The following is a 24,913-nucleotide window of genomic DNA, read 5'->3' as shown; positions in this document are numbered from 1 at the left end:
GTCGCTTGCGTCAAACCGACGGACAGCAGCCCACGGCGTGGACGGCTGTCTGCGCGCACTCCACCGCCCCGCCGCCCCGCGACGTCCGGAACGTCCGGGGCGGCGAGGGGCGGATCACAGGAGCTTCAATCCGAACTCTGTCGACAGCCCTTCCGCGCCCTCGGGGGTCACCACGACCGCCCGCTTGTGCTCGCGCGCCCGGGTGATCCAGCCCAGCTCGAACAGCTGGTCCGTCAGGGCCGTCGCCGCGGTTCCGGCCAGGTGGTGGCGGCGCTCGCTCCAGTCCACACACCCTTTGATCAGCGGCTGTCCCTCGGCCTTCAACGGGTCGGAGGCCAGGCCGAGCGGTTTGTGCGCGTCCCAGCGCTCCGCGTCGATCTCCAGACCGGTCTCCGTACGGCGCACCAGCCCCAGGTCGAGCAACGCGCCCGCCAGCTCCACCCCGAGGCGCCCGGCCAGATGCCGGTAGCAGGTGCGCGCGTGGCTGAGCGTCTTCAGCAGCCGCGCGGACCGCAGCGAGGTGGGGGGCCGCAGCGGTGCGATGACCGCCAGCGCCTCGATCAACTCGGCCACCTGCGGACTTGAGATCCGGTAATAGGCGTGGCGCCCCATGCGGTCGACGGAGAGCAGACCGCGGTCCACCAGCCGGGAGAGGTGTTCGCTCGCCGTGGGCCTGGAGACGCCCGCGATCGAGGCGAGTTCACCGGCGGGCATCACGAAGTCTCCCGCCAGCGCGCTGACCATCGTCGCGCGTGTCGCATTGCCCAGGAGCTCCGCCACTGTCGCGATATCGGGCCGTGCTTGCCCGGGGTCCAGCATGCTCTCTCCGTTGTCACGCCGTGGGTTGTGATCGGGGAACCAGCGCTACGCACTGCACCTCCACGCGGAGGTTGGGCAGGGGCAGCCCGGAGACGGCCACCGCGGTGCTCGACACCAGAATGTCGCCCAGGATCTCCCTTCGGATCTCGAAGAAGCGAGGAGCGTCGCGCATGTCGGTCAGATAGATGGTCATGGACACCAGGTGTTCCAGACCGCCGCCCGCCGCGCTCAGCACGCGCCGGACGTTCTCCAGCGCCCGGTACGCCTGCTCGTCGAAGCTGTCACTGACCGGCTGGTACTCCTCGTCGATCCCGAGCTGACCCGAGACGAAGAGCAGTCCGCCGGCGCTCGCCGCCTGCGCGTAGCCGAACTTGCGCGGATCGCCGACACCGGGCACATCCACATACCGGACGATCTCCTCGTCCGCCGCTCCGCCGCCGTCCTGACGGTCCGTGGTCATGCCTGCTCTCCGATCCCGGATTCCGATACAGGGAGGGCCTGAATGCTGCCGGCCGGAAGTCCCGAGCCGTCAAGCGGCGCGGTGAAGCGGGTGGGCAGCCGCTCCTGGGAGCAGCATTCCGTGAGGTATTCGACGATCCGGCGCCCGGTGGCGCTCTCGGGCGCCACCGGCACCGGTTCGTTGCCGGCGTCGATCAGCGCCGGGCAGAACCCGGCGGAGAGCACCCCCTCGGAGCCGACCCGGACCACGGCCACGCCGGTCATCCGCGCGTCCGGGTGGAAGGGCAGCAGGGGGTATTCCTCCTTGGGGCTGATGCGGAACTCGCCGAACCGGCGGCTCAGCTCGATCTCGTCCTGCGGCCGCGCCGCGCTGAGGTAGCCGTCCTTGGCCAGGCGCTGGGGCAGGTTCGGCAGATCGAAGACGTAGTGCCCGAGCCCGTAGAAGATCGGCTTGCCCTCGTACCACTCGATGCCGCGCAGCATGTGGTGGTGGTGCCCGAGGACGATGTCCGCGCCGGAATCCACGGCGAGCCGGGCCAGCCGGCGCTCGTTGTCGGTCAGCACGAACGGGCGGGTGAAGTCCCCCCAGTGGAAACTGATCGCGACGATGTCCGCCTGGTCGCGCACGGCTCGGACGTCACGGATGAAAGCCTCCACGTCCTCGGGGAAGTTCTCCGTGGAGACACGGGGGAGAAGCCCGGGGTTCCATTCGTTGAGTTCCCACGGCGTATAGCGGGTGTGGGCGCGCAGCGGGGCGAGTCCGGGAACCCCCGCGCGGGCTTCATAGCCGTGGGGGAAGACCGAGGAGTAGGCGAGGAAGGCGATGCGCACTCCGTCCCGCTCGACGATCGCCGGAGTGCGTGCCTCCGCGATGTTGGCCCCCGCGCCGACCGTCGAGATGCCCAGGTCGTTGAGCGTGTCCCGGGTGTTGAGCAGCGCCTGGTGACCGCCGTCCACGCTGTGGTTGTTGGCCAGCGACATCACATGGAACCCCGCACCCGCGAGCGGTGCGGCGTTCTTGGCCGGGGCCACGACGGGGGAGCCGGAACTCGGCGCCCTTTCCCAGGTGTCGCTGAAAACTCCTTCACAGTTGCCGAAGACGACATCCCCGGTGCTCAGTAGATCTCTGGCCACATCGAACGCGGTCTCGGGATTCTCCCGGTCGATGAACACATCGCCAACCGCGAATAAGGAGACTGCCATATTCACTCTTTCGGACGCTGGAGGCGGGCGTGGTAGATGTCCACTCCGTTTTGCCGAATAAGTCTAAATGCGCCATGATTCGGGGCGGGCCGAATCGTCGTCGGCACGGCGGCCGGGCACCGCCCCGCCCGCGCGGGGGTCAGCCGGTCAGCGGATGGCGGCCCGCGTGGCCGACCATGAGGAGCCGGTGCATCGGCGCCTCGAGCACCGCCACACGCTCCAGGCCCGCCTCCGCCAGCCACTGGTCGTAGGCGCTCAGCGTGTAGGCGTCACCGCCGCCGGTGGCCAGCATGGAGGCGGCGAACAGCATGGCGAAGCGGTCCTGTGCCGTCACCGGCCGCGCCTCGTCCACGACGATCTGGTCGGCGATGCAGATGAGGCCGTCAGGGGCGAGGACGTCGGCGGCGCTGCGCATCAGCTTCTGGACGGAGTCCGGCGTCTGCAGGTGGAAGATGTTGGCGAACAGGATCAGGTCGACGGTCTCGCCCCAGCCGTCCTTCCAGAAGTCGCGGACCGTGCCGGTGAAGCGCGAGGCGACGCCGAGCTTCTCCGCCTGCGCCGTGGCCAGGCGGATGATGGCCGGAGCGTCGATGCCCTCCGCTCTCCAGGTGGGGAACCGCTCCAGGAGCAGCTGGCTGTACAGGCCGGTGCCGCAGCCGACATCGAGGACCGAGACCGCCTCGTCCTTCTTCCAGCCGGCCTCGGTGACCGCGGCGGACAGCACGTCCACGATCGGAGGCGCCCAGAAGTTGATGCCGGAGGTCAGGTCCTCGTAGTTGGACTCGGAGATCTGGTTCGTACGGTCGTTGCCCGACTGGTCGCGGGTGCCGTGCCGGACGGCGTCGCCGAGGTTCCGCCAGCCGTCCCAGGCGACATGCCGGTCATGGAGCATCTTCCCCACCAGGCTGAAGATCCCGCCCGGGAGCAGCGCGTGCCGGAACTCGCCCGGAAGACAGTAGCGGACCTCGCCGTCGACCACGGAGCGCTCGACCACGCCGTAGGCGAGGAGCCCGCCCAGCAGGACCCGGGTGGCCCGCTGATCGGTCCCGAGATCGGCGGACATCTCCTCCACGGTGCCCGACCGGTCGGCCAGCCAGGAGAAGACCCCGATGTCGTGGGCGGCCTCGATGACCGCGGGCGCCCACAGACCTATCAGATGCTCGTAGATCTGATGAGCCGCGCGGACCGTCTTCTGCTCGCCGGTCGTGGCGGACAGATAGGTGAAGTCCACCAGTGCTCTGACGCTGTCGTCACGGCGGGAGGGGATGTCGGACGCGTACGCGCGGTCACCGAGTCCGACGACGGAGCTGTGCGATTGCTCAACCATGTGGGTGTTTCCTCTCATTGCCGGCCACACGGAACCGGCCACACGGAACCGGCCCCGGGGAACGGCCGGCGGGAAGGGGCGGGCGGGGAATGGCCGGCGGGAAGGGGCAGGGGGGATGTGACGGCCGCCGTGCGGGCAGGGAACAGCGTGTCCGGCCGCGGCCGCGGCCGCGGCCGGACACGCTGGGTCGAAGGCCGCCGCTAGGAGTTGCCGCGGGCCTGGAATCGGGTGTCGAAACGCGTGGTGCCGTCCGGAACTCGGGCCGGCCGTTCCTCCCCGTGGACGTCGATGGACCACAGTCGCAGCCAGCCGTCCCGGCTCGCCGCATAAAGCGCGCCGGATTCGACACGCAGCATTCCCGGAGCTTCGGGCTCGGGGAACTTACGGCCCACGTCCTCCACGGTCAGGACGGTGAGCCGGTCCCCCCGGTCGGTGAACACATAGGCACCGGGCCTGCGGTATCCGGCACGGACGGTCCTTGAGATCGCCGCACTCGACTGGGTGAAGTCCAGCCAGTAGTCGCGGTCCTCCGGCTTGCTGAAGTAGCTCCGCAAGTCGGCCGCCTGCGGCGAGGTCGTGTATTCCCGTGCGATCAGCCGTGGGAGGAGCAGCCGCAGCAGCGCCACATTGGCCATCGTATGGGATTCCCTGACCTCCAGGGCCGTTTCGTTGCCGGTCAGCCGGATGGGCTTCTGCATGATGACCGGCCCGCCGTCGATCTCCGGCGTCACATCGATGGCGGTCACACCACTGTCGAGTTCTCCTTCTCTGACCATCCAGAAGAAGGGTGCCCAGCCGGCGTAGCGCGGCAGTGGGCTCGGGTGGAAATTGACCGTGGTGACGGTCGGCACCGCCAGGATGTCGGGCCGGAGGATCTGCTGGTAGTTGCCGATCAGGAAGTAATCCGGCCGCAGTTCCGCCAGTTCGCGGACGACCTCGGGGTCGTTGACCTTCGCCGCGCGGAACACGGGAACGCCTCGTTCACTGGCCTGCTTCTCGAGGTCGACCTGGTCCTCTTCCCCAATGAAGTAGGGGCAGAGCTTTCCAGGCGGGCTGGTGACCACACCGACCAGCTGGACCAGCGGATGCTCGGCGAGAATGGACAGGAACGGGGAGCCGAGCTTCGAGTTGACTTCGGAGAAGAGTACGACCCGGATCGGGTGTAACTCGCTCACTTATTCCCACCACTTCCCCGGGACCATCTTCGCCGTCCAGCTCACCGAGTCGAAGATGGCGTAGCCGGGCTGGACGGGGAGGGGTTCGAGGCCCGGGATCTCAAGGATCTCCAGGGCCAGCCGCTCGGTCAGGATGCCCTCGGCCATCGGCGGACAGGCGCCGAAGATGGGCATGCGCTGCATGTCGACGAACCAGTGGTCGATCATCTCGCGTCCCGGATAGGGCGGCATGACCGCGATGGCCCGCTCCACCAGCTTGTTGATGACCTCGGGGGTGAACTCGGCGTCCTCGGGGATGTCGTACACCTCCTCGATGGTCATCGAGTCCTTGGTGTACTTGTAGACGATGACCGTGTGGCCCACCGTCGGTATCTTGAGCATGAACTTGCACCGGTCGGACTTCCGGAACGCACGGTGCAGCGCATACCGATTCTTTACCTGGTAGAACTCCATCTGGTCCATGACGTAGTCACAGCCGTCCATGAACTCTTCGGCTGAATCCGGCGTGATCCCCTCGGGGAACACATCGATGTTCACATCCTTGGTCAGGTCGTACGTCATTTCCGCGACGACCTCGGCCTTGTTGCGGCCGATGGTCTTGACATCCGCCCCCATCTGTCGCTGCACGTTCGACAGCTCGAAGATGTCAGGGTCGGCGAGCTTGAGATTGCGGACTCCCATACGGGCGAGCCGCATCGCGACCGCGCCGCCGATGCCGCCGGTCCCGACGATTCCGATGACGGAGTCGCGAAGCTTCTCCTGGCGGGCCCGCTGCTCTTCGGGGGTGTTGCCGAGCCAGCCGAGGTTGCGGTCGACACGCTCCCAGTAGAATTTCTCGTCGTAGGTGCCCCGATAGGTGATCCTGTCAGCCATCGCGTGGATCCTCTCGTCAATGAGCGGACAACTCAATGCACCTGGGCGCAGCCGAGGGGGATCGGTGGATCCTCGTTTCCCTCGGGCGTCTGCTCAAAAAGTTACCTGAAGAACAGTTCGGGACCCGCCTAAGTGTGCGAAATGCGCAGGGCGTTTGTTCCGGAAAGAGGAATACCCCGTTCCGTTCCGATGGGGAGTGAATCCATCGACTCCGCCGATTCGCTGGAGGCAAAGATTCCGTTCCTGTACGTCAGGCCGAAAATGACTGTGGAATTCCCTACTTCGGCGTGTCGCAGAGCTTGCCCCCCGCAGTACCGAGGTTAGGGTGATCGACATGGGACGATCAACGGAGTTCGGGCCTGATATCGCCACTGTGGCACAGTTGTTAGGTGACCGGACGCGTGCTCTCATGGTTGGCGAGTTGACAACCGGACAGCCATTGTCGGCCAGTTCGCTGGCGGCCCTGGTGGGTATTTCCAGGCCAACTGCCAGTGAACATCTGCACAAGTTGGTCGAAGGAGGAATACTTCACGTCGAGCGTGTCGGGCGGCACGCCTATTACCGGCTCGCGAGCAACGAGGTCGCAGTCGCATTGGACGCCCTGGCCTCAGTGGCCCCGGATCTGACACCGCCGGCCCCGCCGGCCCACAGTCCGGGCATCCTGAGCGCGACGAGAACGTGCTACGACCATCTCGGCGGGCAGTTGGGGGTCGCGCTCACCGACGCACTGCAGGAACAGGGGCTGATCCGCCGGGACGCCAAGCAGTGGGAGGTCGCGTTCGAGGCCTGGGACGAGCGCCGCCCGCTGGGCATCATCTGTGCCCCGCTCAAGGACTCCCGGCGGCCGATCGTCCGGGGCTGCGCCGACTGGAGCGGGCCCCGCCACCACATCGCCGGGGGCCTGGCCGCGGTCATGACCCGGCGTCTTTTCAGCCTGGGCTGGCTGACCCGGGCTTCCGCGGGCGACCGTATCGTCGCCCCGACGAAGCTCGGTGTGGTGGGGTTACGGCGGACTTTCGGACTGAGGATGAGCGAACTGGGGCCTGCCCGATGACCATTCGTCATCGGCCAGGCCCCAGTTCTTGGAAGCGGCAACGGCACGCCTGGAGCGGTCAGGCGTCGATCGTCCGCATGATTCCCTCCGGATACCGCTCTCCCGACACCGCGTCACCGGGCGCCAGCGCGTCCAGTTCACTGACCTGGGCGGCGGTCAGCACGATGTCGGCCGCCGCCGCGTTCTCCTCCACGTAGCGCACGCGCTTGGTGCCGGGGATGGGAACGATGTGGTCGTTTTTGGCCAGGAGCCAGGCGAGTGCGATCTGCCCGGGGGTCGCTCCCGCCTCGGCGGCGAAGGACTGGATGCGGTCGAACAGGGCGAGGTTGCGGACCAGGTTCTCGCCCTGGAACCGGGGGTCGGTGTGCCGGTAGTCGTCGTCGGACAGCCCCTCCAGGGTGCGGACCGTGCCGGTGAGCATGCCCCGCCCCAGCGGTGAGAAGGCGACCAGTCCGATGCCGAGCTCCAGGCACGCCGGCAGAATGGCGGGCTCGTTGTGCCGGGCGAACAGCGAGTACTCGCTCTCCAGGGCCGCCAGGGGATAGGTGGCGTGCGCCCGGCGGAGCGTGTCCTCGTTGACCTCGGACAGGCCGATGTGGCGGACCTTCCCCTCGGTCACCAGCTCGGCCATGCCGCCGATGATCTCCTCGATGGGCATCGAGCGGTCCCTGCGGTGCAGATAGTAGAGGTCGATGACGTCGGTCTTCAGCCGGCGCAGGGATGCCTCGCAGGCCTGCTTCGCATACGCCGGGCTGGAGTCGAGGACGAAGCTGCCGTCCTTGGACCAGCCCTTGATGCCGAACTTGGTGGCGATCGCCACCTCGTCCCGGCGTCCGGCGATGGCCTCGCCGATCAGCTCCTCGTTGTGCCCCATCCCGGATACGCTCGAAACCCCGTACATGTCCGAGCTGTCGAGGAATGTCATGCCGAGGTCGAGCGACCGGTGGATGGAGGCGATCGACTCACCTCGGTCGGCGGGACCGTAGTTCTGCGACATGCCCATGCAGCCGAGGCCGATGGCGGAGACCTCGAGTCCCCCCAGCGTACGTGTCTTCATCGTGGTGCCCTCCCGTCGATGTGCTTCACTCAGGGTGCAGTTCGAGTTCCGCCGCGATCTCCACCGGCACATCCCACGGCAGCCCGGCGATGCCCACCGCCACCCGGGCGTGGTAGCCGATGTCCTCGCCGAACACGTCGAGCAGGAGCTGCGAAGCCGGGTTGAAGACGGCGGGGAAGTCGATGAAGCCGGAAACCGAGTTGGCCATGCAGTGCAGCCGGCACCACGCCTTCACCCGGCCCAGGTCCCCCACCGTGCGCTCGACGCTCGCGAGGATGGACAGGACCGTGCGCACCGCGGAGTCCTGGGCGGAGGGCAGGCCGACGGTGTCACCGATCTTGCCGTAGGGGCCGGTGAGCTGCCCCTCCGTGCTGATCGGCACATGACCGGAGACAAAGACCCGGGGGCCGACCACCCGCACGAGCTGGGCCGGGATCTTCACATCGGGGCCGATCGGGATGCGCCAGGGTTCCGGCAGCGACAGTCCTCGCTCCGCGAGCCGTTTGGACACCTCCTGGCTCGACACCCGATCGGCGGCCGGCACCGGATGGTGCGCTTCCACGCTGCTCGTTGCGCTCTGCGCCACTATGCGTTTCCTCTTCTAGGCTTCGTACGGCTGACGTTGGGTGACCTCAGGCGGTGTCCCCGGAGTACCGCGCCCGCAGGGTCTTCTTGTCGATCTTGCCGATGCTGGTCTTGGGCAGTTCGGCGACCGGCTCGATGGTGTCCGGGACCCATGAGGCCGCGACCCGGGAGGCCAGGAACTCGCGCAGCTCCTCTCCCGTCACCGACGCGCCGTCCTCCGGGCGGAGCACCACACACGCCAGCGGACGCTCCCCGGTCCTGGCGTCGGGGACCGCGACGACAGCGGCCTCCACCACGGCGGGGTGGTCGAGAAGCTGCTCCTCCAGCTTGAGCGAGGAGATCCACTCCCCGTCGGACTTCACCAGGTCCTTCATCCGGTCCACGATGCGGATGTAGCCCAGCTCGTCGATGACGGCCACATCACCGGTGCGCAGCCAGCCGTCCATGAACTTGTCGGGCTGGGCGCCCTCGTGGGCGTACTGGCGGGCGACCCAGGGGCCACGCGCCTGCAGCTCTCCCATGGTCCGGCCGTCCCGCGCCATCTCCGTCCCCGCGTCGTCGGCGATCCTCATCTCCACCAGCGGCAGCGGGCGGCCCTGTGAGGTCGCGTAGTACGTGCGGGTCTCCTCGGACGGGTTGTCGCCCACCTCGGCGGGAAGCCCGCTGAAGCTGCCGTGGCCGCTCGTCTCGGTCATGCCGAAGACCTGGACGATCGGGAAGCCCACCTCCTCGTCGAAGGCGCGCGAGAGCGGGCGGGCGACCGGGGAGCCGCCGCACACCATGCGCTTGAGCGAGGACAGGTCGGGGCGCTTGGCCCGCCAGTGGTCGAGCAGCCCGGTCAGCGCCGCCCCGAACCCGACGGCCACGGTGGGGCGTTCCCGCTCCACCAGCTCGCACACCCCGGCCGGGGTCAGATCGCGGCCCGGCAGCACCAGCGCCGAACCGTGCAGGGCGGCGGCGAAGGGCAGCCCGACCTGGCTGAGTGCCAAGGGCACCAGGGCCAGCAGGGTCTCGGTCGAGGAAAGCCCCTCGGCGTCGGTGAGGCCGGTGCAGAAACTCTGCAGAACGGTGCTGCGGTGGCTGAAGACCACGCCCTTGGGGCGCCCCGTCGTACCGGTCGTATAGCTGGTGTGGGCCGGCGCGCCCTCTTCCACGACCGGCCAGGCCTCCACCGGCTCAGCCGCGGCGAGCAGCGCCTCGTAGTCCAGCGCGTCTCCGTCCTGAGAGGTGTCGTCGGTGTCGGGCAGGACGATGACGCGGCGCGCGCGGCTCAGATGCTTCTCGGCCAGCCGCCACTCGGCCAGGAGGCTGCGGTCGCAGAGCACGATCGCGTCGTCGGCGTGGTCGACGATGTAGGCCACCTGCTCGGCGGGGAGGCTGATGTTCACCGTGTGCAGCACGGCACCCATCGATGGTACGGCGAGATAGGTCTCGACGTGCCGGTGCGTGCTCCCGGCGAAGGTCGCCACCCGGTCGCCCGGCCGGATGCCGAGCTCCCGCAGCGCCCCTGCCAGCCGGCGTGCCCGGTGCACCACCTCGCCCCAGGTCGAGCGGTGAATGCCGTCCCCGACCCGGCTGATCACCGGCCGGCCGGCAAACAGCTTCTCGGCCCGACTCGTGATCATCGACGGGATGGTGAGCGGGACCTCCGTCACTGCCTGCTGCATCCGACTACCTTTCCCATGAAGAGGCACTCCACCTGCGGGTCGGTCCGGAGCGCCGGCACGGAGTGCGTACCGGCCGCCCCGTTCCAAGTATTCGGAATTACCGTTTGGCAGGGGCCGAAGTGTGCCCGTGGCGGTGCGGCGACGGAGTGTTACCGCGGGCCGAGCCCCCGCAGAAAGGTGTCGACCACCATGTCGGCGGCCTGGGCGTCGCTGAGCCGGGGCAGCTGCTGTGCGGCCAGGTGCATGAGCTGCGGCAGCAGCGAACTCGCCCATGCGGGTGGGGTGTCCGCGCGGAGCAGCCCCTCGTCGGTGGCGCGCTTCAGGAAGGAGTCGACCTCCCGGATCAGGCCATCACGCCGCTCACGGATCGTTTCGTCGGCCCGCATCCGGGTGAGCTCCACGGGCCACTTGCGATTGACCCCGATGATCCCTTCGACGTACCGGTGCAGGGCCACGGCGACGGGGGCCTCGCGCAGCCTGGCGTCCTCGACGGCCCGCTCGACGGCGTCGTAACGCGCCTGGTAGATGGCCGTCAGCAGGTCCTCGCGGCAGGCGAACCGGCGGTAGACGGTGCGTCGGTCGACCCCGGCCTCGGCGGCGATGGCGGCGATGCTCGCGGCCGGATCGACGGCGAGCATGCGCGCTCCGGTCGTCAGGACGGCCTCCAGGTTGCGTGCTGCGTCTGCTCTCACGGGGCGAGCATAGCTCGGTGTGTGGAACCTGACTCGTGTATTGACTCACTAGCGAGGCCGTGTACTCCCTAAGTGCTACATTGAAGTGACAGATATCGGGAGTGACCCCTTCGGTCTTCTGAGGAGAGCAAATGATCACCTACGACCGACTCTTCATCGCGGGTGCCTGGACCGCGCCGAGCGGCCCGGACCTGCTCGACATCCGCTCGCCCCATGACCAGGAGGTCATCGGCCGTGCCGCACAGGCCCTGCCCGACGATGTGGACCGTGCGGTGGCCGCGGCCCGTGCCGCCTTCGACGAGGGCTCCTGGCCCCGTACGGCGCCGGCGGAGCGCATCGCCGTCATCCGGCGGCTCAACGCGCTGCGCGAGGCCCACGCCGAGAAGATCGCCGCCCTGATCTCCGCCGAGAACGGTTCGGCCGGATGGTTCACACGGGCCGGACAGTCGGGGCTCACCCGGCAGGCGGAGGCCTATCTCAAGGCGGCCGAGGAGTTCGGCTGGGAGGAGACTCTGACGCCCTCCGACCCCGCTTCCACCAACCGGAGCGTGGTGCGCCGCGAGCCCATCGGCGTCGTGGCCGCCGTCATTCCGTGGAACTCTCCGTTCTCCGCGGCCATGGCCAAGATCATCCCTGCGCTGCTCGCCGGCAACACGGTCGTCCTCAAGGTGTGCCCGGAGAACTCGCTGAGCATGGGATTCCTGGCCGAACTGCTGGAGCGGACCGGTCTGCCGGAGGGAGTGATCAGTGTCCTGCCCGCCGACCGGGAGGCCAGTGAGTACCTGGTGTCGCACCCCGACGTGGACAAGATCGCGTTCACCGGCTCGACCCGGGCCGGCCGCAGGATCGCCTCCATCGCGGGCGAGCAGCTGAAGCGGTTCAGTCTGGAGCTGGGCGGCAAGTCGGCCGCCGTCATCCTGCCCGACGCCGATGTCGAGGCGGCGGTGCGGGGGCTGAAGTTCGCCTCCCTGCTCAACAACGGCGAGGCGTGCATCGCGCAGACCCGCGTCCTGGCGCCCCGCGGCCGGTACGAGGAGGTCGTCGCCGCGCTCAAGGACCTCGTGGAATCGCTCAAGGTCGGCGACCCGGGCGACCCCGACACCTTCATCGGCCCGATGGTCCGCCGTGACCAGCAGCAGCGTGTACGCGACTACATCCAACTCGGCATCGAGGAAGGCGCCCGGCTCGTCACCGGCGGTCCGCAGGTCCCGCGGGGACTGGAGGGGGGCCACTACGTCACCCCGACCGTGTTCGCCGACGTCGACAACGCGATGCGGATCGCCCAGGAGGAGATCTTCGGCCCGGTCCTCGTCGTCATCGCCTATGACGACGAGGACGACGCGGTGCGGATCGCCAACGACTCCGCGTACGGCCTCTCCGGTGGAGTGTGGTCCGCCGACCGGGCCCGTGCGCTCGACGTCGCCCGCCGCCTGCGGACCGGCACGGTCACGGTCAACGGCGCGCCGATCGCTTTCGACGGCCCGTTCGGCGGCTACAAGGCCAGCGGGATCGGTCGCGAGTACGGCGCTGTCGGGCTGGCCCAGTACGTCGAGTACAAGACCGTCGCCCTGTGACCCGCCCTCGGAAGGACGTCCACGGCACCGAAAGAATCGCGTCACCTGTTTGACCGGTGACGGAGCCTGTGCGACAGTCCCGACACCGGACCGACACCCGACGACGCGGAGGCTTTCCCATGATCAACAGGCGTACCTTCGGCAGGGCCCTGGGCACCGGTGCGGCCGCCTCGCTGACCGGTCCGCAGGGCCTGCCGACCGCCTCCGCCGCCACGTCGAACGCCGCCACGTCGAACGCCGCCGCACCGAACGACACCGCGCGATCGACCCTGCCCCCGGCCGCCCCCGGCGCGCACCCCGCCTTCCCGCGGCTGAGGCAGGTCAGGGCCGGGCTGCTCGACGTCGGCTACGCCGAGTCGGGTCCCGCCCGCGGCCCCGCGGTCATCTGTCTGCACGGCTGGCCCTACGACATCCACAGCTTCGTCGACGTCGCTCCGCTCCTGGCCGAGGAGGGCTATCGGGTGATCGTCCCCTATCTGCGCGGCCACGGCACGACGCGCTTCGTCTCGGACCGTACGTTCCGCAACGCCCAGCAGTCGGCCGTCGCCCTCGACATCATCGCCCTGATGGACGCCCTCAAGATCGAGAAGGCCGTGCTGGCCGGCTTCGACTGGGGGTCGCGCACCGCCGACATCATCGCCGCGCTGCGGCCCGAGCGGTGCAAGGCCCTGGTGTCGGTGAGCGGCTACCTCATCACCAGCCTCAAGGCCAACCTCGACCCCATCGCGGCGAAGGCCGAGTACAGCTGGTGGTACCAGTACTACTTCGCCACGGAGCGGGGCCGGCAGGCCATGGAGGACCGGACCCACCGCCTCGAGCTGACCCGGCTCGTCTGGGAGACCGTCTCCCCGACCTGGGGCTTCGACGACGCCACCTTCGCGCGCACGGCGGCGGCGTTCGAGAACCCCGACTACGCGGCCATCGTCATCCACAACTACCGCTGGCGGCTGAGTCTCGCCGACGGTGAGCGCCGCTACGACGCCCTCGAGAAGCGGCTCGCCGCACGACCGCGTATCGCGGTGCCCACCATCACCCTCGACCCCGAACGCGACCCCTTCACGGCGCCGGGCAACGGCAGCACGTACCGGGACATGTTCACGGGCGCCTACGAGCACCGCACCCTGGAGGGCGTCGGCCACAACCTGCCCCAGGAGGCGCCTACGGCGTTCGCCCAGGCCGTCGTGGACGTCGACCACTTCTGACCAACTCCGCGCGGCCCGGGACTCGTCGGCGCGGTCGCGATCGGCCAACGCCGCGCGGCGGAGCCGCATATCGATGGGGGTGTGGAGGTTTCCCCTCCGCGTGACACCTTGGCAGGGCCCGGAACTGTGTTTATGGTGCAGTGCAATGCTACACGGCACTGGAGGTCGGATGGCTCGTCAGACCGTGACGCCCCTGGAGGGCTCACGTGTGCGCATCACCGGGGGACTGCTGGCCGACTGGCAGCGGCGCAACCGCGAGGCCACCGTGCCGCACACGCTGGAGCAGCTCAGGAAGGCCGGCAACCTCGACAACCTCCGCCGGCTGCTGCCCGAGGTGTCAGAGGAGAAGCGGAGCGAGGCGCCCTACCGCGGCCGGTATCCGTTCCTGGACACCGACCTCTACAAGACGTTGGAGGGCCTGGCCTACGAACTCGCGCGGCCGGACGGCGGGGACCGGCAGCAGATGCGGGACTTCTACGAGGAGACCGTGGGACTGCTGGAGCGCGTCCAGGCCCCCGACGGCTACCTCAACTCCTTCTTCCAGGACCCCGACTGCGCCAAGGCCCCTTGGGAAGATCTTTCCTGGGGCCATGAAATGTACAACCTCGGTCATCTCATCCAGGCCGCGGTCGCCGCCCACCGGCAGCTCGGGGACAAACGGCTGCTGGACGTGGCCGTCCGCTTCGCGGATCTGGTGGTGGAGCGCTACGGACCTCGGGGCGAGGAAGCGGTCTGCGGCCATCCCGAAGTGGAGATGGCGCTGGTGGAGTTGTACCGGGAGACCGGCGAGGAGCGGTATCTGACCCAGGCCCGGCTGTTCGTCGACCGCCGCGGCCGAGGCACGGTGGCCTCGCGGGGCATGGGCTCCGCGTACTTCCAGGACCACCTGCCGCTGCGCGAACTCCCGTCGGTGACCGGACACGCGGTGCGGATGACCTACCTGGCCGCGGGCGCCACCGATGTCTTCCGGGAGACCGGCGACCGGACCCTGCTCGACGCGCTGCGGCGGCTGTGGGACGACATGGTGGCCACCAAGCTGTATGTGACCGGAGGGCTGGGCAGCCGCCACTCCGACGAGGCCGTGGGGGACCGTTACGAACTCCCCTCCGAACGCTCCTACAGCGAGACCTGCGCCGCCATCGGCACCATGCAGTGGGCCTGGCGGATGTTCCTGGCCACCGGCGACGCCCGCTATCCCGACATCCTGGAACGCGTCCTGTACAACGCGTTCGCCGTGGGCCTGTCAGCGGACGGGCGCGCCTTCTTCTACGACAACCCGCTGCAGCGGCGCCCCGACCACGAGCAGCGCAGCGGGGCCGAGGAGAGCGGCGAGCCGCTGCGCCGGGCCTGGTTCGGCTGTCCCTGCTGCCCTCCCAACGTGGTGCGCTGGATGGCCCAGCTCGCCGACTTCCTCGTCGCGGAACGGGACGGAGAGCTGCTGATCGCCGGGTACGCCCAGGCCGGTGTGGACGGGGCGGAGGCCGCGCTGGACATGGCGACCGGCTATCCGTGGGACGGCGAGGTGCGGCTCACCGTGCGCCGGGCGCCCGACCGGCCGTACCGGATCTCCCTCCGGGTGCCCGGCTGGGCGGACGCCGGACAGGTCCGGCTCACGGTGGGCACGGCGGGCGAAGAGGCCGCGGCCGGGGACGTGGCGGACGGCTGGCTGACCGTCGAGCGGCGCTGGCGCCCGGGCGATGAACTGCGGCTGAGCCTGCCCATGCCGGTCCGCGGCCATGTCTCCCACCCCTACCTGGACGCGACGCGCGGCACGGTCGCCGTGGCCCGGGGGCCGCTGGTCTACTGCGCGGAGCAGCAGGACTGCACGGCCGGCGTCGACGACGTGGTGATCGGCGCCGAGCACATCGCGGCAGCCCGGACCGTCGTCGCCCCGGAATCCGGCGGTGTGCCGTCGGGCGCGGTGCTGATCCGGATCGCCGCGGACGTCGCACCGCCGCCCTCACCCGAGCTGTATCCCGTGCTCGCGACCGGTCCGCAACCGGCCGCTGCCGGCGCCGACACCGCCGAGCTGACCCTCGTTCCGTACTTCGCCTGGGGCAACCGAGAGCCCGGCCCCATGCGGGTGTGGATCAGAAACACCTGATCGACCTCCCCGCCTGCATCTCCCCCCCCCACACGTACGTCCCCCCGCGTACGTCCCTTGTCCGTACGTTCCTCACTTCCGGAGAAGGTGCCATGAGAAGATCCGTCCTGTCCTGCGCCGCCCTGTGTACCGCCATTCCCCTGACCCTCACCGCCTGCAGCGGAGGCGGCCCCGCCGCCTCCGGCCAGGCCAAGCCCACCGCGGACCCCGCCACCGGCGGCACCGTGCACTTCCTGGAGAAGCCCGACTTCTCGCACCTCGATCCGGCACGCGGTTTCGACGGCGGGGTCAACAACTTCTACCGCCTGATCTACCGCACCCTCACCACCCGGGAGGCGGCGGGCCCGCACAGCGACGGGACGAAGATCGTCGGCGATCTGGCCACCGACACCGGCCGGCCGTCCGAGAACAACAAGACCTGGACCTTCACCCTCAAGAAGGGGCTGTACTTCCAGAACGGCGCCCCGATCACCAGCCAGGACGTCAAGTTCGGCGTGGAGCGGGCCTGGGACCCCGACGCGGGCATCGGCTCGCCGTACGCCAAGCAGGTCATCGCCGCGCCCGCGGACTACAAGGGCCCGTACCAGTCGGGCGATCTGGACACCATCGAGACCCCCGACCAGCGCACCATCGTCTTCCATCTCAAGAAGTCCTATCCGCAGTTCTCCAGCGTGGTCGCACAGCCGAACTTCACCCCCTTCCCCAAGGGCACCGGCGCCAAGGCCGCGTTCGACACCAAGCCGATCGCGTCCGGCCCGTACCGGGTGGCGAGCTACCGGCGGGGCTCCTCGCTCGAACTGGTCCGCAACAAGCACTGGAAGCGCTCCACCGACACGGTGCGCGCCGCCCGCCCGGACAGTTTCGTGTGGACCTTCGGGCTGGACGCGGCGACCATCGACGAGCGCCTGATAGCGGGGCAGGGCAAGGACATCAACGCCATCGGCCCCAAGGTGCAGCCCGCGACCATCGCCCGGCTCCGCACACCGCAGCTCAAGCAGCGCACGCTCTCCAGCGTGACCGGCTGCACCACGTACATGAGCCTGAACACCACCAAGGGGCCGCTCCGGGACGTCCGGGTGCGCCAGGCGATCGAGTACGCCGTCAACAAGCAGACCACGGTGGACGCCCTCGGCGGCTCCGCCCTGGCCACCGCGGCCACCTCCATCGAGCCTCCGTCGATCCCCGGGCGGGACGCCACGGATGTGTATCCCTCCAAGGACGGCACCGGCGATCCGGCCGCCGCCCGCGAACTGCTGAAGCAGGCGGGCCACGCGGGCGGCTTCACCCTCACCGTGGACACCCGGGCCAACGCCACCGAGCAGGCGGTGGCGGTGGCCGTCCAGCAGGGGCTGAAGCGGGTCGGCATCAAGGTGAAGATCAACACCATTGACACCTCGACCTTCTACGAGGTCATCGGCACGCCCTCGCAGCAGCACGACGCGGCGCTCACCGGCTGGTGCCCCGACTGGCCGGGCGGCACCACCTTCCTGCCGCCGCTGTTCGACGGACGGCTCATCTCCGACAAGGGCAACTCGGTGCTCTCCATGCTCGACGACAAGAAGATCCAGAAGCGCATCGACGAGATCGCGGGGATGGACGACGAGACGGCGCAGAACGCGGCCTACGGCAAGCTCGACGCCGAGATCATGAAGCTCGCCCCGATCGTGCCGCTCAACTACAGCAAGAGCGTCCTGGTGGTCGGCACCAATATCGCGGGCGCCCATGTGTCGATCGCGTACAGCGGCGGCATCGACCTGGTCGGCGTCGGCCTCGCGGACCCGAAGAAGTAGCCGGCATGGCGACCACCACCCCACTCCACGAGGCGCAGCCGCAACTGCCCTCGACCCCGGCCGGCGCCGCGCCACCCGGGGGCACCGGGCGACGTGTCCTGCGCGAGCTGCGGCGCGACATCGGGGCCGTGCTCAGCACCGCGTTTCTCGCCCTGCTCGTGCTGATGGCCCTGTGCGCCCCGCTGATCAGCATGGTGTCCGGGCACGGCCCGGACACCTTCGACAGCGCGGCCGTCGACAAGGACCTGGGCGGGCTGCCCAAGGGGTCCCTCGGCGGCATCAGCGGCGACCACTGGCTGGGCGTGGAACCGCAGAACGGCCGCGACATCCTGGCCCGGATCGTCTACGGGGCCCGGATCTCGCTGCTGATCGCCGTCTCCGCCACCCTGCTGACCACCGTGATCGGCGTGGTGCTCGGCCTGCTGGCCGGGTTCTACGGCCGCTGGGTGGACCAGGTCATCTCCCGGCTGATGGACTTCCTGATGGCCTTTCCGGCCCTGATCTTCATGATCGCGGTGCTGTCCGCGCTGCCGGCCGGCAACCGTCCGGTGCTGCTGGTGATCGTGTTGAGCGGCTTCGGCTGGCCGTATCTGGCGCGTGTGGTGCGCGGCCAGACGATGACCCTGACGGGGCGTGAGTTCGTCGAGGCCGCGCGGGCCTCCGGGGCGGGCAGCCGGGCGCTGATCTTCGCGGAGATCCTGCCCAATCTGCGCAGCACGATCATCGTGATGACCACGCTCACCGTGCCCGGATACATCGGCACCGAGGCCGGACTCTCCTTCCTCGGCGTCGGGGTCACCCCGCCGACCGCGTCCTGGGGGCAGATGATCGCGGGCTCGGTCAGCTGGTACCAGGTGGACCCGATGTACTTCGTGATCCCCGGGACCTTCCTCTTCGGCACCGTGCTCGCCCTCACCGTGGTGGGGGACCGGCTGCGGCACGCCCTGGACGCGGGGGAGGCCTCCTGATGCTCCGCTACGTCGCCGGACGGCTCTCCTGGGTGCTGGTCATCCTGCTGGCCGTCTGCGTGTTCACCTACGTCATCTTCTTCCAGCTCTCGCCCGACCCCGCGGTGATGATCTGCGGCAAGACCTGCACCCAGGAGCGCATCGACACGATCCGGACGTCCCTCGGCCTCGACCGCCCCTTCTTCGAGCAGCTGTGGGACTTCCTGCGCGGCATCGTGGCCGGCCGCGACTACGGCTCGGGCGCCAATCTGGTCCACTGTCCCGCCCCCTGCCTCGGCTACAGCTTCCAGAGCGGCCAGTCGGTGTGGGAGATGGTCCAGCAGCGGCTCCCGGTGAGCGCCACCGTCGCCGTCGGCGCGGCCGTGCTCTGGCTGCTCGCCGGGGTCGTCGCCGGGCTGCTGAGCGGGGTCAAGGAGGGCACGTGGTGGGACCGCTCCACCATGGCGCTGGCGCTCGGCGGCTCCAGCATCCCCCCGTACGTCCTCGCCCTGGCGCTCCAGTACCTGCTGGTGGTCAAGTTGCAGGTGCTGCCGTTCCCCGCGGCGATCCCGTTCGGCGACGATCCGGTGGCCTGGTTCCAGTCGTATCTGATGCCGTGGATCGTGCTCGCCATCGGATACGCCTGTCTCTACGCCCGGATGACACGGGCCAACGTCATCGACACCCTCGCCGAGAACTTCATGCGCACGGCCCGCGCCAAGGGGCTCGGACCGGTGCTGATACTCCGCCGGCACGCGCTGCGTCCGGCGCTCACCCCGATCGTCACCATCTTCGGGATGGACTTCGCCGGCCTGCTCGGCGGCGCCCTCATCACCGAAACCGTCTTCGGCCTCAACGGCGTGGGCAAGATGGCCTCGGACGCGATCGCGAAGAACGACCAGCCGGTGATCATGGCGGTCACGCTGCTGGCCGCGTTCTTCGTCGTGATCGGCAACGTCGTGGTCGACCTGCTCTACACCGCGCTGGACCCGCGCGTAAGGATCACCGCGTCATGACCGAATCCCCAGCCCTGCGGGGCGCACCGGCCGGGCCTGACAGACCGGAGGAGACCGCGGACCTGCTGGAGGTCGAGGGGCTGACCGTGACCTTCCCGACCACCCGCGGGCCGGTGGACGTCGTCCGGAACAACACCTTCACCCTGGGACGCAACGAAACCGTGGGCATCGTCGGCGAGTCGGGCTCCGGCAAGTCCATGACCGCGCTCGCCGTCATGGGGCTGCTCCCACGCGGCGCGCGCACCAGCGGCAGCATCCGGTTCCGCGGCACCGAACTGCTCGGCCGCCCGGACGCGGAGCTGCGCCGGCTGCGCGGAAACGTGATGTCCATGGTCTTCCAGGACCCGCTGTCCTCGCTCAACCCGTACTACACCGTGGGCCTTCAGATCGCCGAGGTCTACCGGTGCCACCGCGGCGGCTCGCGCCGCGCGGCGCGAGCGATGGCCATCGACGCACTCGGCCGGGTCGGCATCCCGGACCCGGCCGAGCGGGTCGACCGCTACCCGCACCAGTTCTCCGGCGGGCAGCGTCAGCGCATCATGATCGCCATGGCGCTGATCTGCGAACCCGCCCTGCTCATCGCGGACGAGCCCACCACCGCGCTGGACGTCACGGTGCAGTCCCAGATCCTCGAGCTGCTGGCCGAGCTGAAGCGGCAGACCGGCACCGGCATGCTCTTCATCACCCACGACCTGGCGGTGATCGCCACGATCGCACAGCGGGTGCTGGTGATGCGCGAGGGGGAACAGCTCGAATACGCCGACACCGAGCGGGTCTTCTCCGCACCGCGCCACCCCTACACCCGGATGCTGCTGGAGAGCATCCCGCGCATCGACGACGAACTCGCCGCGCCGGGCATCGTGTCACCGACGGCCCGACCGACCCGACCAACAGATCCCGCCCCGGCCCAGGAGGAGGTCCGGTGACCGGCAGCCGAGGCAGCCACGCCGACGTACCGCCGCTGCTGCGCGTCCGCGGCCTCACCAAGCGCTTCACGACGCGGGCCGGGGGCGGTCCGCTGGGGCGCACGTCGCATTTCACCGCGGTGGAATCGGTCAGCTTCGAGGTGTTCGCGCACGAGACGCTGGCCCTGGTGGGCGAGTCCGGCAGCGGGAAGTCCACCACCGCGCGCCTGGTGGCGAAGCTGATGGAACCCACCGACGGCACCCTCGAGTTCGCCGGACGGGACGTCACCCATGCCCGCGGGCCCGAACTGGCCCGCTTCCGCAACGACGTCCAGGTCGTGTTCCAGGACCCTTTCTCCTCCCTCAACCCCCGCCACACCGTGGAGCGCATCCTCACCGCACCCCTGGTCTACCAGGGGCTCCCCATCCCCGGAGGGCGGCGGGCCTTCGCCGGGGAGCTGATGGAACGGGTCGGCCTCAACCCCGACCATCTGCACCGCTACCCGGCGCAGTTCTCCGGCGGACAGGCCCAGCGGATCGGTATCGCCCGCGCCCTCGCGGTCGGCCCGAAGCTGGTGATCTGCGACGAGGCGGTCTCCGCGCTCGATGTGTCGGTGCAGGCGCAGGTGATGGACCTGCTGCTGCGCCTGCAGCGGGAGAGCGGCTTCTCCTACCTCTTCATCGCCCACGACCTCGCCGTGGTGCGCCGGATATCGCACCGTATCGCGGTCATGAAGCAGGGTGTCATCGTGGAGTCCGGCCCCTGCGCGGAGGTCTTCGATCGCCCCCAGGACCCGTACACCCGCACCCTGCTGGCCGCGATACCCCGCATCGATCCGGAATGGGACCGCCGGCGCCGCGAGGGCGCCGGTGAGCACGCGTCCATCACCGCCTCACACGAGGAGCTGTCATGACCGACGACCTGTCCCCCCGCTCCGGTACCGCCACGGTCACGGACACCCCCGCCCCCGCCGCACAGGCCCCCGCCCCCGTGTCGCCGCCCGCACCGCAGTCCTCGCCGCGGCCGCCGCAGCCGGACCCGCGCATGCCCCGGCTGGCCGAACTGCCCTCCTTCACGGCGTACATGGCGGAGGGCTGGGACACCCCCGACCGCAGCGCCCGGACCGTGCCGGGAGCCGCGGACGCCGCCGCACACCACCGGGGGCGGCTCAGCGCCGCCCACCCGGGAGCGCCGATCGTGGTGGCCGCCGGGCGGGCCCTGGTGCGCTCCAACGACACCAACTACGACTTCCGCCCGGACAGCGACTTCTTCTGGCTGACCGGGTGCGCGGTGGAGCACGGCGTGCTGGTGATGCGCCCCGTACCGGGGGGCCATGACGCGACCCTCCACCTGCCCGCCCCGGCCCGCCCCGGGAATCCGGCGTTCTTCTCCGACGCCGCGTACGGCGAGCTGTGGGTCGGCGGCTCACCCGGTCTTGAGGAGTGGAGCGAGGCGCTGGGCCTTACCGTCCGCCCGCTCGACGAACTCGACGCCACGCTGGCCGCACTCGCGGGGCCGCTGCTGACCGGCGCGCTCGACCCCGACACCGCACACCGCCACGGCCTCGGCCCGTCCGCCGATCTGGGCCGTACCCTGTCCGAACTGCGCATGGTCAAGGACGCTTGGGAAATCGGTCAGCTGCGGCAGGCCGTGGACCGCACCGTGGAGGGGTTCGGCGCCGTGGTGCGCGAGTTCCCGGCGGCCATCGCCGGCGGCGGGGAGCGCTGGCTGCAGGGCACCTTCGACCGCTACGCCCGCACTTACGGCAACGGCCCCGGGTACGCGTCCATCGTGGGCAGCGGCGCGCACGCGGCCACGCTGCACTGGGTGCGGTGCGACGGCCCGGTGGCCGAGGACCAGGCGGTGCTGCTGGACCTGGGTGTGGAGACGAACAGCTACTACACCGCCGATGTGACGCGCACCTTCCCGGCCTCGGGCCGGTTCAGCCCGGCCCAGCGCGCCGTGCACGACCTGGTGGAGCGGGCGCACCGGGCGGGCCTGGCCGCCGTCGGCCCGGGCCGGGACTTCGCCGACTTCCACACCGCCGCCATGGAGGTGGTGGCGCGGGGCCTGGCCGACTGGGGGCTGCTGCCGGTCTCCGTCGACGAGGCGCTGTCCCCGCAGGGCCAGCACCACCGGCGCTATCTGGTCTGCGGCATCGGCCACCACCTGGGGCTCGATGTGCACGACTGCGCGCGGGCGGACTACGCGGCCTACCAGGGGGCGAAGATGGTGCCCGGCATGGTGCTCACCGTGGAGCCCGGGCTGTACTTCCATGAGCACGACCGCACCCTCCCGCCGGAGCTCCGCGGGATCGGGATGCGCATCGAGGACGATGTGCTGGTCACCGAGGAGGGCGCGCAGGTGCTGTCCTCGGCGCTGCCGCTCGACGCGACGGGTCTGGAGCGCTGGATGACGACCCGCTGACCGTCGGCCGGGCCCCTGGCCGACGGCCCGTCGGCCGGGGCGGCAACGAGCCGACGCCCCTCGTATGCACTCCCAGTCGTATGTAACATTGCACTGCTCCGAAGGAGGAGGACCATGACTGCTGGCCCCGACACACCCTGGCGCGGTGTTCATGTCGCGACACCGCTGCCACTGCGCAGCGACCTCTCCATCGACTACGACGCCTACGCGGAGCACGTCCGCTTCCTCGCCGCGGGCGGCTGCGACGGCGTCTGCCCCAACGGCTCCCTCGGCGAATACCAGACCCTGACCGACGAGGAGCGCGCCCGCATGGTGCGCACCGCCGTCGAGGCGTCCCCCGAGGGCCACACCGTGATGCCCGGCGTGTCCGCGTACGGCGCGCTGGAGACCCGCCGATGGACCGAGCAGGCGGCCGAGGCGGGCGCCGACTCGGTGCTGCTGCTGCCGCCCAACACCTACCGCGCCGACCGCGAGGGCGTGGTGGCGCACTACCGCGAGGCGGCCGCGGTCGGCCTTCCGGTCGTCGCCTACAACAACCCGTACGACACCAGGGTCGATCTCACCCCCGAGCTGCTGGCCGAACTGCACGGCGAGGGCCTGATCGTCGCCGTCAAGGAGTTCAGCGGAGACGTCCGCCGCGCCTATGAGCTGGCCGAACTCGCCCCCGGCCTCGACCTGATCGTCGGCGCCGACGACGTACTGCTCGAACTGGGCCTGGCCGGGGCGGTCGGCTGGATCGCCGGCTACCCGGGCGTCCTCCCGGAGAGCTGCGTCGAGCTCTACCGGCTCGCCACCTCAGGCGAACCCGCCGACATCGCCAAGGCCCTGCCGCTCTACCGCGATCTGCACCCGCTGCTGCGCTGGGACTCCAAGACCGAGTTCGTCCAGTCCATCAAGCTGTCCATGGACGTCGTCGGGTTGCGCGGCGGCCCCTGCCGCCCGCCGCGCACCCCGCTCCCGCCCGAGATCACCGAGCGGGTCGTCCGGGACACCGAAGCCGCCGTCGCCAAGGGATACAAGTGAGATCCAGCCGCGTCTTCCACACCGTCGAATCCCATACGGAGGGCATGCCCACCCGGGTCGTGGTCGGCGGTGTGGGCGTCATCCCGGGGGAGACCATGGCCGAGCGCCGCTCGTGGTTCATGGCCAACCGCGACGACGTACGCACCCTGCTGATGTACGAGCCGCGCGGCCACTCGGCGATGAGCGGCGCCATCCTGCAGCCGCCGACCACCCCCGAGGCCGACTGGGGCGTGCTGTTCATCGAGGTCACCGGCCTGCTGCCGATGTGCGGCCACGGCACCATCGGAGTCGCCACCGTGCTGGTGGAGACCGGCATGGTCGAGGTGCGCGAGCCGGTCACCGTGATCCGCCTGGACACCCCGGCCGGCCCGGTGACGGCCGAGGTGGCGGTGGAGGACGGCCGGGCGCGCTCGGTGACCCTGCGGAACGTCGTCTCCTTCGCCCACGCCCTGGACCGTACGGCCGAGGTGCCCGGCCTCGGCAAGGTCCGCTACGACATGGCCTTCGGCGGCAACTTCTACGCCATCGTCGATCTGGCGGAGCTGGGCCTGCCGTTCGACCGGAAGGCCGGCGCCGAACTGCTGGCGGCCAGCATGGCCATCATGGCCGCGATCAACGAGCAGGACGAGCCGGTCCACCCCGAGCGCCCCGACATCCGCGGCTGCCACCACGTCTATCTCAAGGCGCCCGGCTCGACCGCCGCCCACTCCCGGCACGCCATGGGCATCCACCCCGGCTGGTTCGACCGCTCGCCGTGCGGCACCGGCACCAGCGCCCGCATGGCGCAGCTCCACTCCCGTGGCGAACTGACCCTGGGAGCGGAGTTCGTGAACGAGTCCTTCATCGGGACGCGCTTCATCGGGCGGCTGATCGAGGAGACTGAGGTGGCCGGACGACCCGCCGTGGTGCCCACCATCACGGGGCGGGCATGGGTCACCGGCACCGCCCAGTTCACCCTGGATCCGGACGATCCCTTTCCGGCCGGATTCCTGCTTTAGAAAGAGGCAACCCAG

22 protein-coding genes are annotated in these 24,913 nt (G+C 69.8%); 12 read left to right on the top strand and 10 right to left on the bottom strand.

Annotated features, from left to right (window positions below; all coding sequences use genetic code 11):
* Window positions 1-114: 114 nt before the first annotated feature.
* From ACFZDL_RS02170 to ACFZDL_RS02145, 6 genes are all read right to left on the bottom strand, one after another.
* Window positions 115-819, bottom strand: a complete 705-nt coding sequence (locus ACFZDL_RS02170) for a metalloregulator ArsR/SmtB family transcription factor (protein ID WP_353591006.1) — start codon at window positions 817-819, stop codon at window positions 115-117.
* A gap of 13 nt (window positions 820-832) precedes the next feature.
* The gene (locus ACFZDL_RS02165) at window positions 833-1,279 is read right to left on the bottom strand and encodes a RidA family protein (protein ID WP_353591007.1); all 447 of its coding nucleotides are present in this window, start codon (window positions 1,277-1,279) and stop codon (window positions 833-835) included.
* Window positions 1,276-2,481: a CapA family protein gene (locus ACFZDL_RS02160; RefSeq protein WP_353591008.1), complete on the bottom strand. Its 1,206-nt coding sequence runs from the start codon at window positions 2,479-2,481 to the stop codon at window positions 1,276-1,278. The genes ACFZDL_RS02165 and ACFZDL_RS02160 overlap by 4 nt, the downstream gene beginning before the upstream one ends.
* Window positions 2,482-2,620: 139 nt before the next feature.
* The gene (locus tag ACFZDL_RS02155; protein ID WP_353591009.1) at window positions 2,621-3,808 is read right to left on the bottom strand and encodes a class I SAM-dependent methyltransferase; all 1,188 of its coding nucleotides are present in this window, start codon (window positions 3,806-3,808) and stop codon (window positions 2,621-2,623) included.
* 200 nt (window positions 3,809-4,008) lie between these two features.
* Window positions 4,009-4,983: a formyltransferase family protein gene (locus ACFZDL_RS02150; protein ID WP_353591010.1), complete on the bottom strand. Its 975-nt coding sequence runs from the start codon at window positions 4,981-4,983 to the stop codon at window positions 4,009-4,011.
* On the bottom strand, window positions 4,984-5,856 hold the full coding sequence (locus ACFZDL_RS02145) for a ThiF family adenylyltransferase (RefSeq protein ID WP_353591011.1): 873 nt from the start codon (window positions 5,854-5,856) through the stop codon (window positions 4,984-4,986).
* A gap of 334 nt (window positions 5,857-6,190) precedes the next feature.
* Between ACFZDL_RS02145 and ACFZDL_RS02140 the strand changes: the two genes are divergently transcribed.
* Window positions 6,191-6,910, top strand: coding sequence for a winged helix-turn-helix domain-containing protein (locus ACFZDL_RS02140; RefSeq protein WP_353591098.1), 720 nt, complete (start codon window positions 6,191-6,193; stop codon window positions 6,908-6,910).
* 58 nt (window positions 6,911-6,968) lie between these two features.
* Here the strand turns inward: ACFZDL_RS02140 and ACFZDL_RS02135 are convergent, their stop codons facing one another.
* From ACFZDL_RS02135 to ACFZDL_RS02120, 4 genes are all read right to left on the bottom strand, one after another.
* On the bottom strand, window positions 6,969-7,967 hold the full coding sequence (locus ACFZDL_RS02135; RefSeq protein WP_353591012.1) for an aldo/keto reductase: 999 nt from the start codon (window positions 7,965-7,967) through the stop codon (window positions 6,969-6,971).
* Between the two features lie 25 nt (window positions 7,968-7,992).
* Window positions 7,993-8,553, bottom strand: a complete 561-nt coding sequence (locus tag ACFZDL_RS02130; protein ID WP_353591013.1) for a RidA family protein — start codon at window positions 8,551-8,553, stop codon at window positions 7,993-7,995.
* A gap of 46 nt (window positions 8,554-8,599) precedes the next feature.
* The gene (locus ACFZDL_RS02125) at window positions 8,600-10,219 is read right to left on the bottom strand and encodes a long-chain-fatty-acid--CoA ligase (RefSeq protein ID WP_353591014.1); all 1,620 of its coding nucleotides are present in this window, start codon (window positions 10,217-10,219) and stop codon (window positions 8,600-8,602) included.
* Window positions 10,220-10,368: 149 nt separating this feature from the next.
* Window positions 10,369-10,857: a TetR family transcriptional regulator gene (locus tag ACFZDL_RS02120; protein ID WP_353591099.1), complete on the bottom strand. Its 489-nt coding sequence runs from the start codon at window positions 10,855-10,857 to the stop codon at window positions 10,369-10,371.
* A 185-nt stretch (window positions 10,858-11,042) separates the two neighbouring features.
* Between ACFZDL_RS02120 and ACFZDL_RS02115 the strand changes: the two genes are divergently transcribed.
* From ACFZDL_RS02115 to ACFZDL_RS02065, 11 genes are all read left to right on the top strand, one after another.
* Window positions 11,043-12,485 carry an aldehyde dehydrogenase gene (locus tag ACFZDL_RS02115; protein ID WP_353591015.1) on the top strand — a complete coding sequence of 481 codons (1,443 nt, stop codon included), beginning with the start codon at window positions 11,043-11,045 and terminating at the stop codon, window positions 12,483-12,485.
* 119 nt (window positions 12,486-12,604) lie between these two features.
* The gene (locus ACFZDL_RS02110; RefSeq protein WP_353591016.1) at window positions 12,605-13,687 is read left to right on the top strand and encodes an alpha/beta hydrolase; all 1,083 of its coding nucleotides are present in this window, start codon (window positions 12,605-12,607) and stop codon (window positions 13,685-13,687) included.
* A gap of 169 nt (window positions 13,688-13,856) precedes the next feature.
* Complete coding sequence (locus tag ACFZDL_RS02105) at window positions 13,857-15,791, top strand: beta-L-arabinofuranosidase domain-containing protein (protein ID WP_353591017.1); 1,935 nt, start codon at window positions 13,857-13,859, stop codon at window positions 15,789-15,791.
* Between the two features lie 92 nt (window positions 15,792-15,883).
* Complete coding sequence (locus ACFZDL_RS02100; protein ID WP_353591018.1) at window positions 15,884-17,581, top strand: ABC transporter substrate-binding protein; 1,698 nt, start codon at window positions 15,884-15,886, stop codon at window positions 17,579-17,581.
* A gap of 5 nt (window positions 17,582-17,586) precedes the next feature.
* Complete coding sequence (locus tag ACFZDL_RS02095) at window positions 17,587-18,549, top strand: ABC transporter permease (protein WP_353591019.1); 963 nt, start codon at window positions 17,587-17,589, stop codon at window positions 18,547-18,549.
* Complete coding sequence (locus ACFZDL_RS02090) at window positions 18,549-19,544, top strand: ABC transporter permease (protein ID WP_353591020.1); 996 nt, start codon at window positions 18,549-18,551, stop codon at window positions 19,542-19,544. Before ACFZDL_RS02095 ends, ACFZDL_RS02090 begins: the two co-directional genes overlap by 1 nt.
* Window positions 19,541-20,470: an ABC transporter ATP-binding protein gene (locus ACFZDL_RS02085; protein ID WP_353591021.1), complete on the top strand. Its 930-nt coding sequence runs from the start codon at window positions 19,541-19,543 to the stop codon at window positions 20,468-20,470. The genes ACFZDL_RS02090 and ACFZDL_RS02085 overlap by 4 nt, the downstream gene beginning before the upstream one ends.
* Window positions 20,467-21,363, top strand: a complete 897-nt coding sequence (locus ACFZDL_RS02080) for an ATP-binding cassette domain-containing protein (protein ID WP_353591022.1) — start codon at window positions 20,467-20,469, stop codon at window positions 21,361-21,363. Before ACFZDL_RS02085 ends, ACFZDL_RS02080 begins: the two co-directional genes overlap by 4 nt.
* Complete coding sequence (locus ACFZDL_RS02075; protein ID WP_353591023.1) at window positions 21,360-22,877, top strand: aminopeptidase P family protein; 1,518 nt, start codon at window positions 21,360-21,362, stop codon at window positions 22,875-22,877. Before ACFZDL_RS02080 ends, ACFZDL_RS02075 begins: the two co-directional genes overlap by 4 nt.
* A gap of 114 nt (window positions 22,878-22,991) precedes the next feature.
* Window positions 22,992-23,900: a dihydrodipicolinate synthase family protein gene (locus ACFZDL_RS02070; RefSeq protein WP_353591024.1), complete on the top strand. Its 909-nt coding sequence runs from the start codon at window positions 22,992-22,994 to the stop codon at window positions 23,898-23,900.
* Window positions 23,897-24,898 carry a proline racemase family protein gene (locus tag ACFZDL_RS02065; RefSeq protein WP_353591025.1) on the top strand — a complete coding sequence of 334 codons (1,002 nt, stop codon included), beginning with the start codon at window positions 23,897-23,899 and terminating at the stop codon, window positions 24,896-24,898. Before ACFZDL_RS02070 ends, ACFZDL_RS02065 begins: the two co-directional genes overlap by 4 nt.
* Window positions 24,899-24,913 lie beyond the last annotated feature (15 nt).

This window comes from Streptomyces sp. NPDC007917 (genome assembly GCF_042959105.1).
Taxonomy (GTDB): Bacteria; Actinomycetota; Actinomycetes; order Streptomycetales; family Streptomycetaceae; genus Streptomyces.
This window is presented reverse-complemented; position numbering and strand designations above follow the sequence as displayed.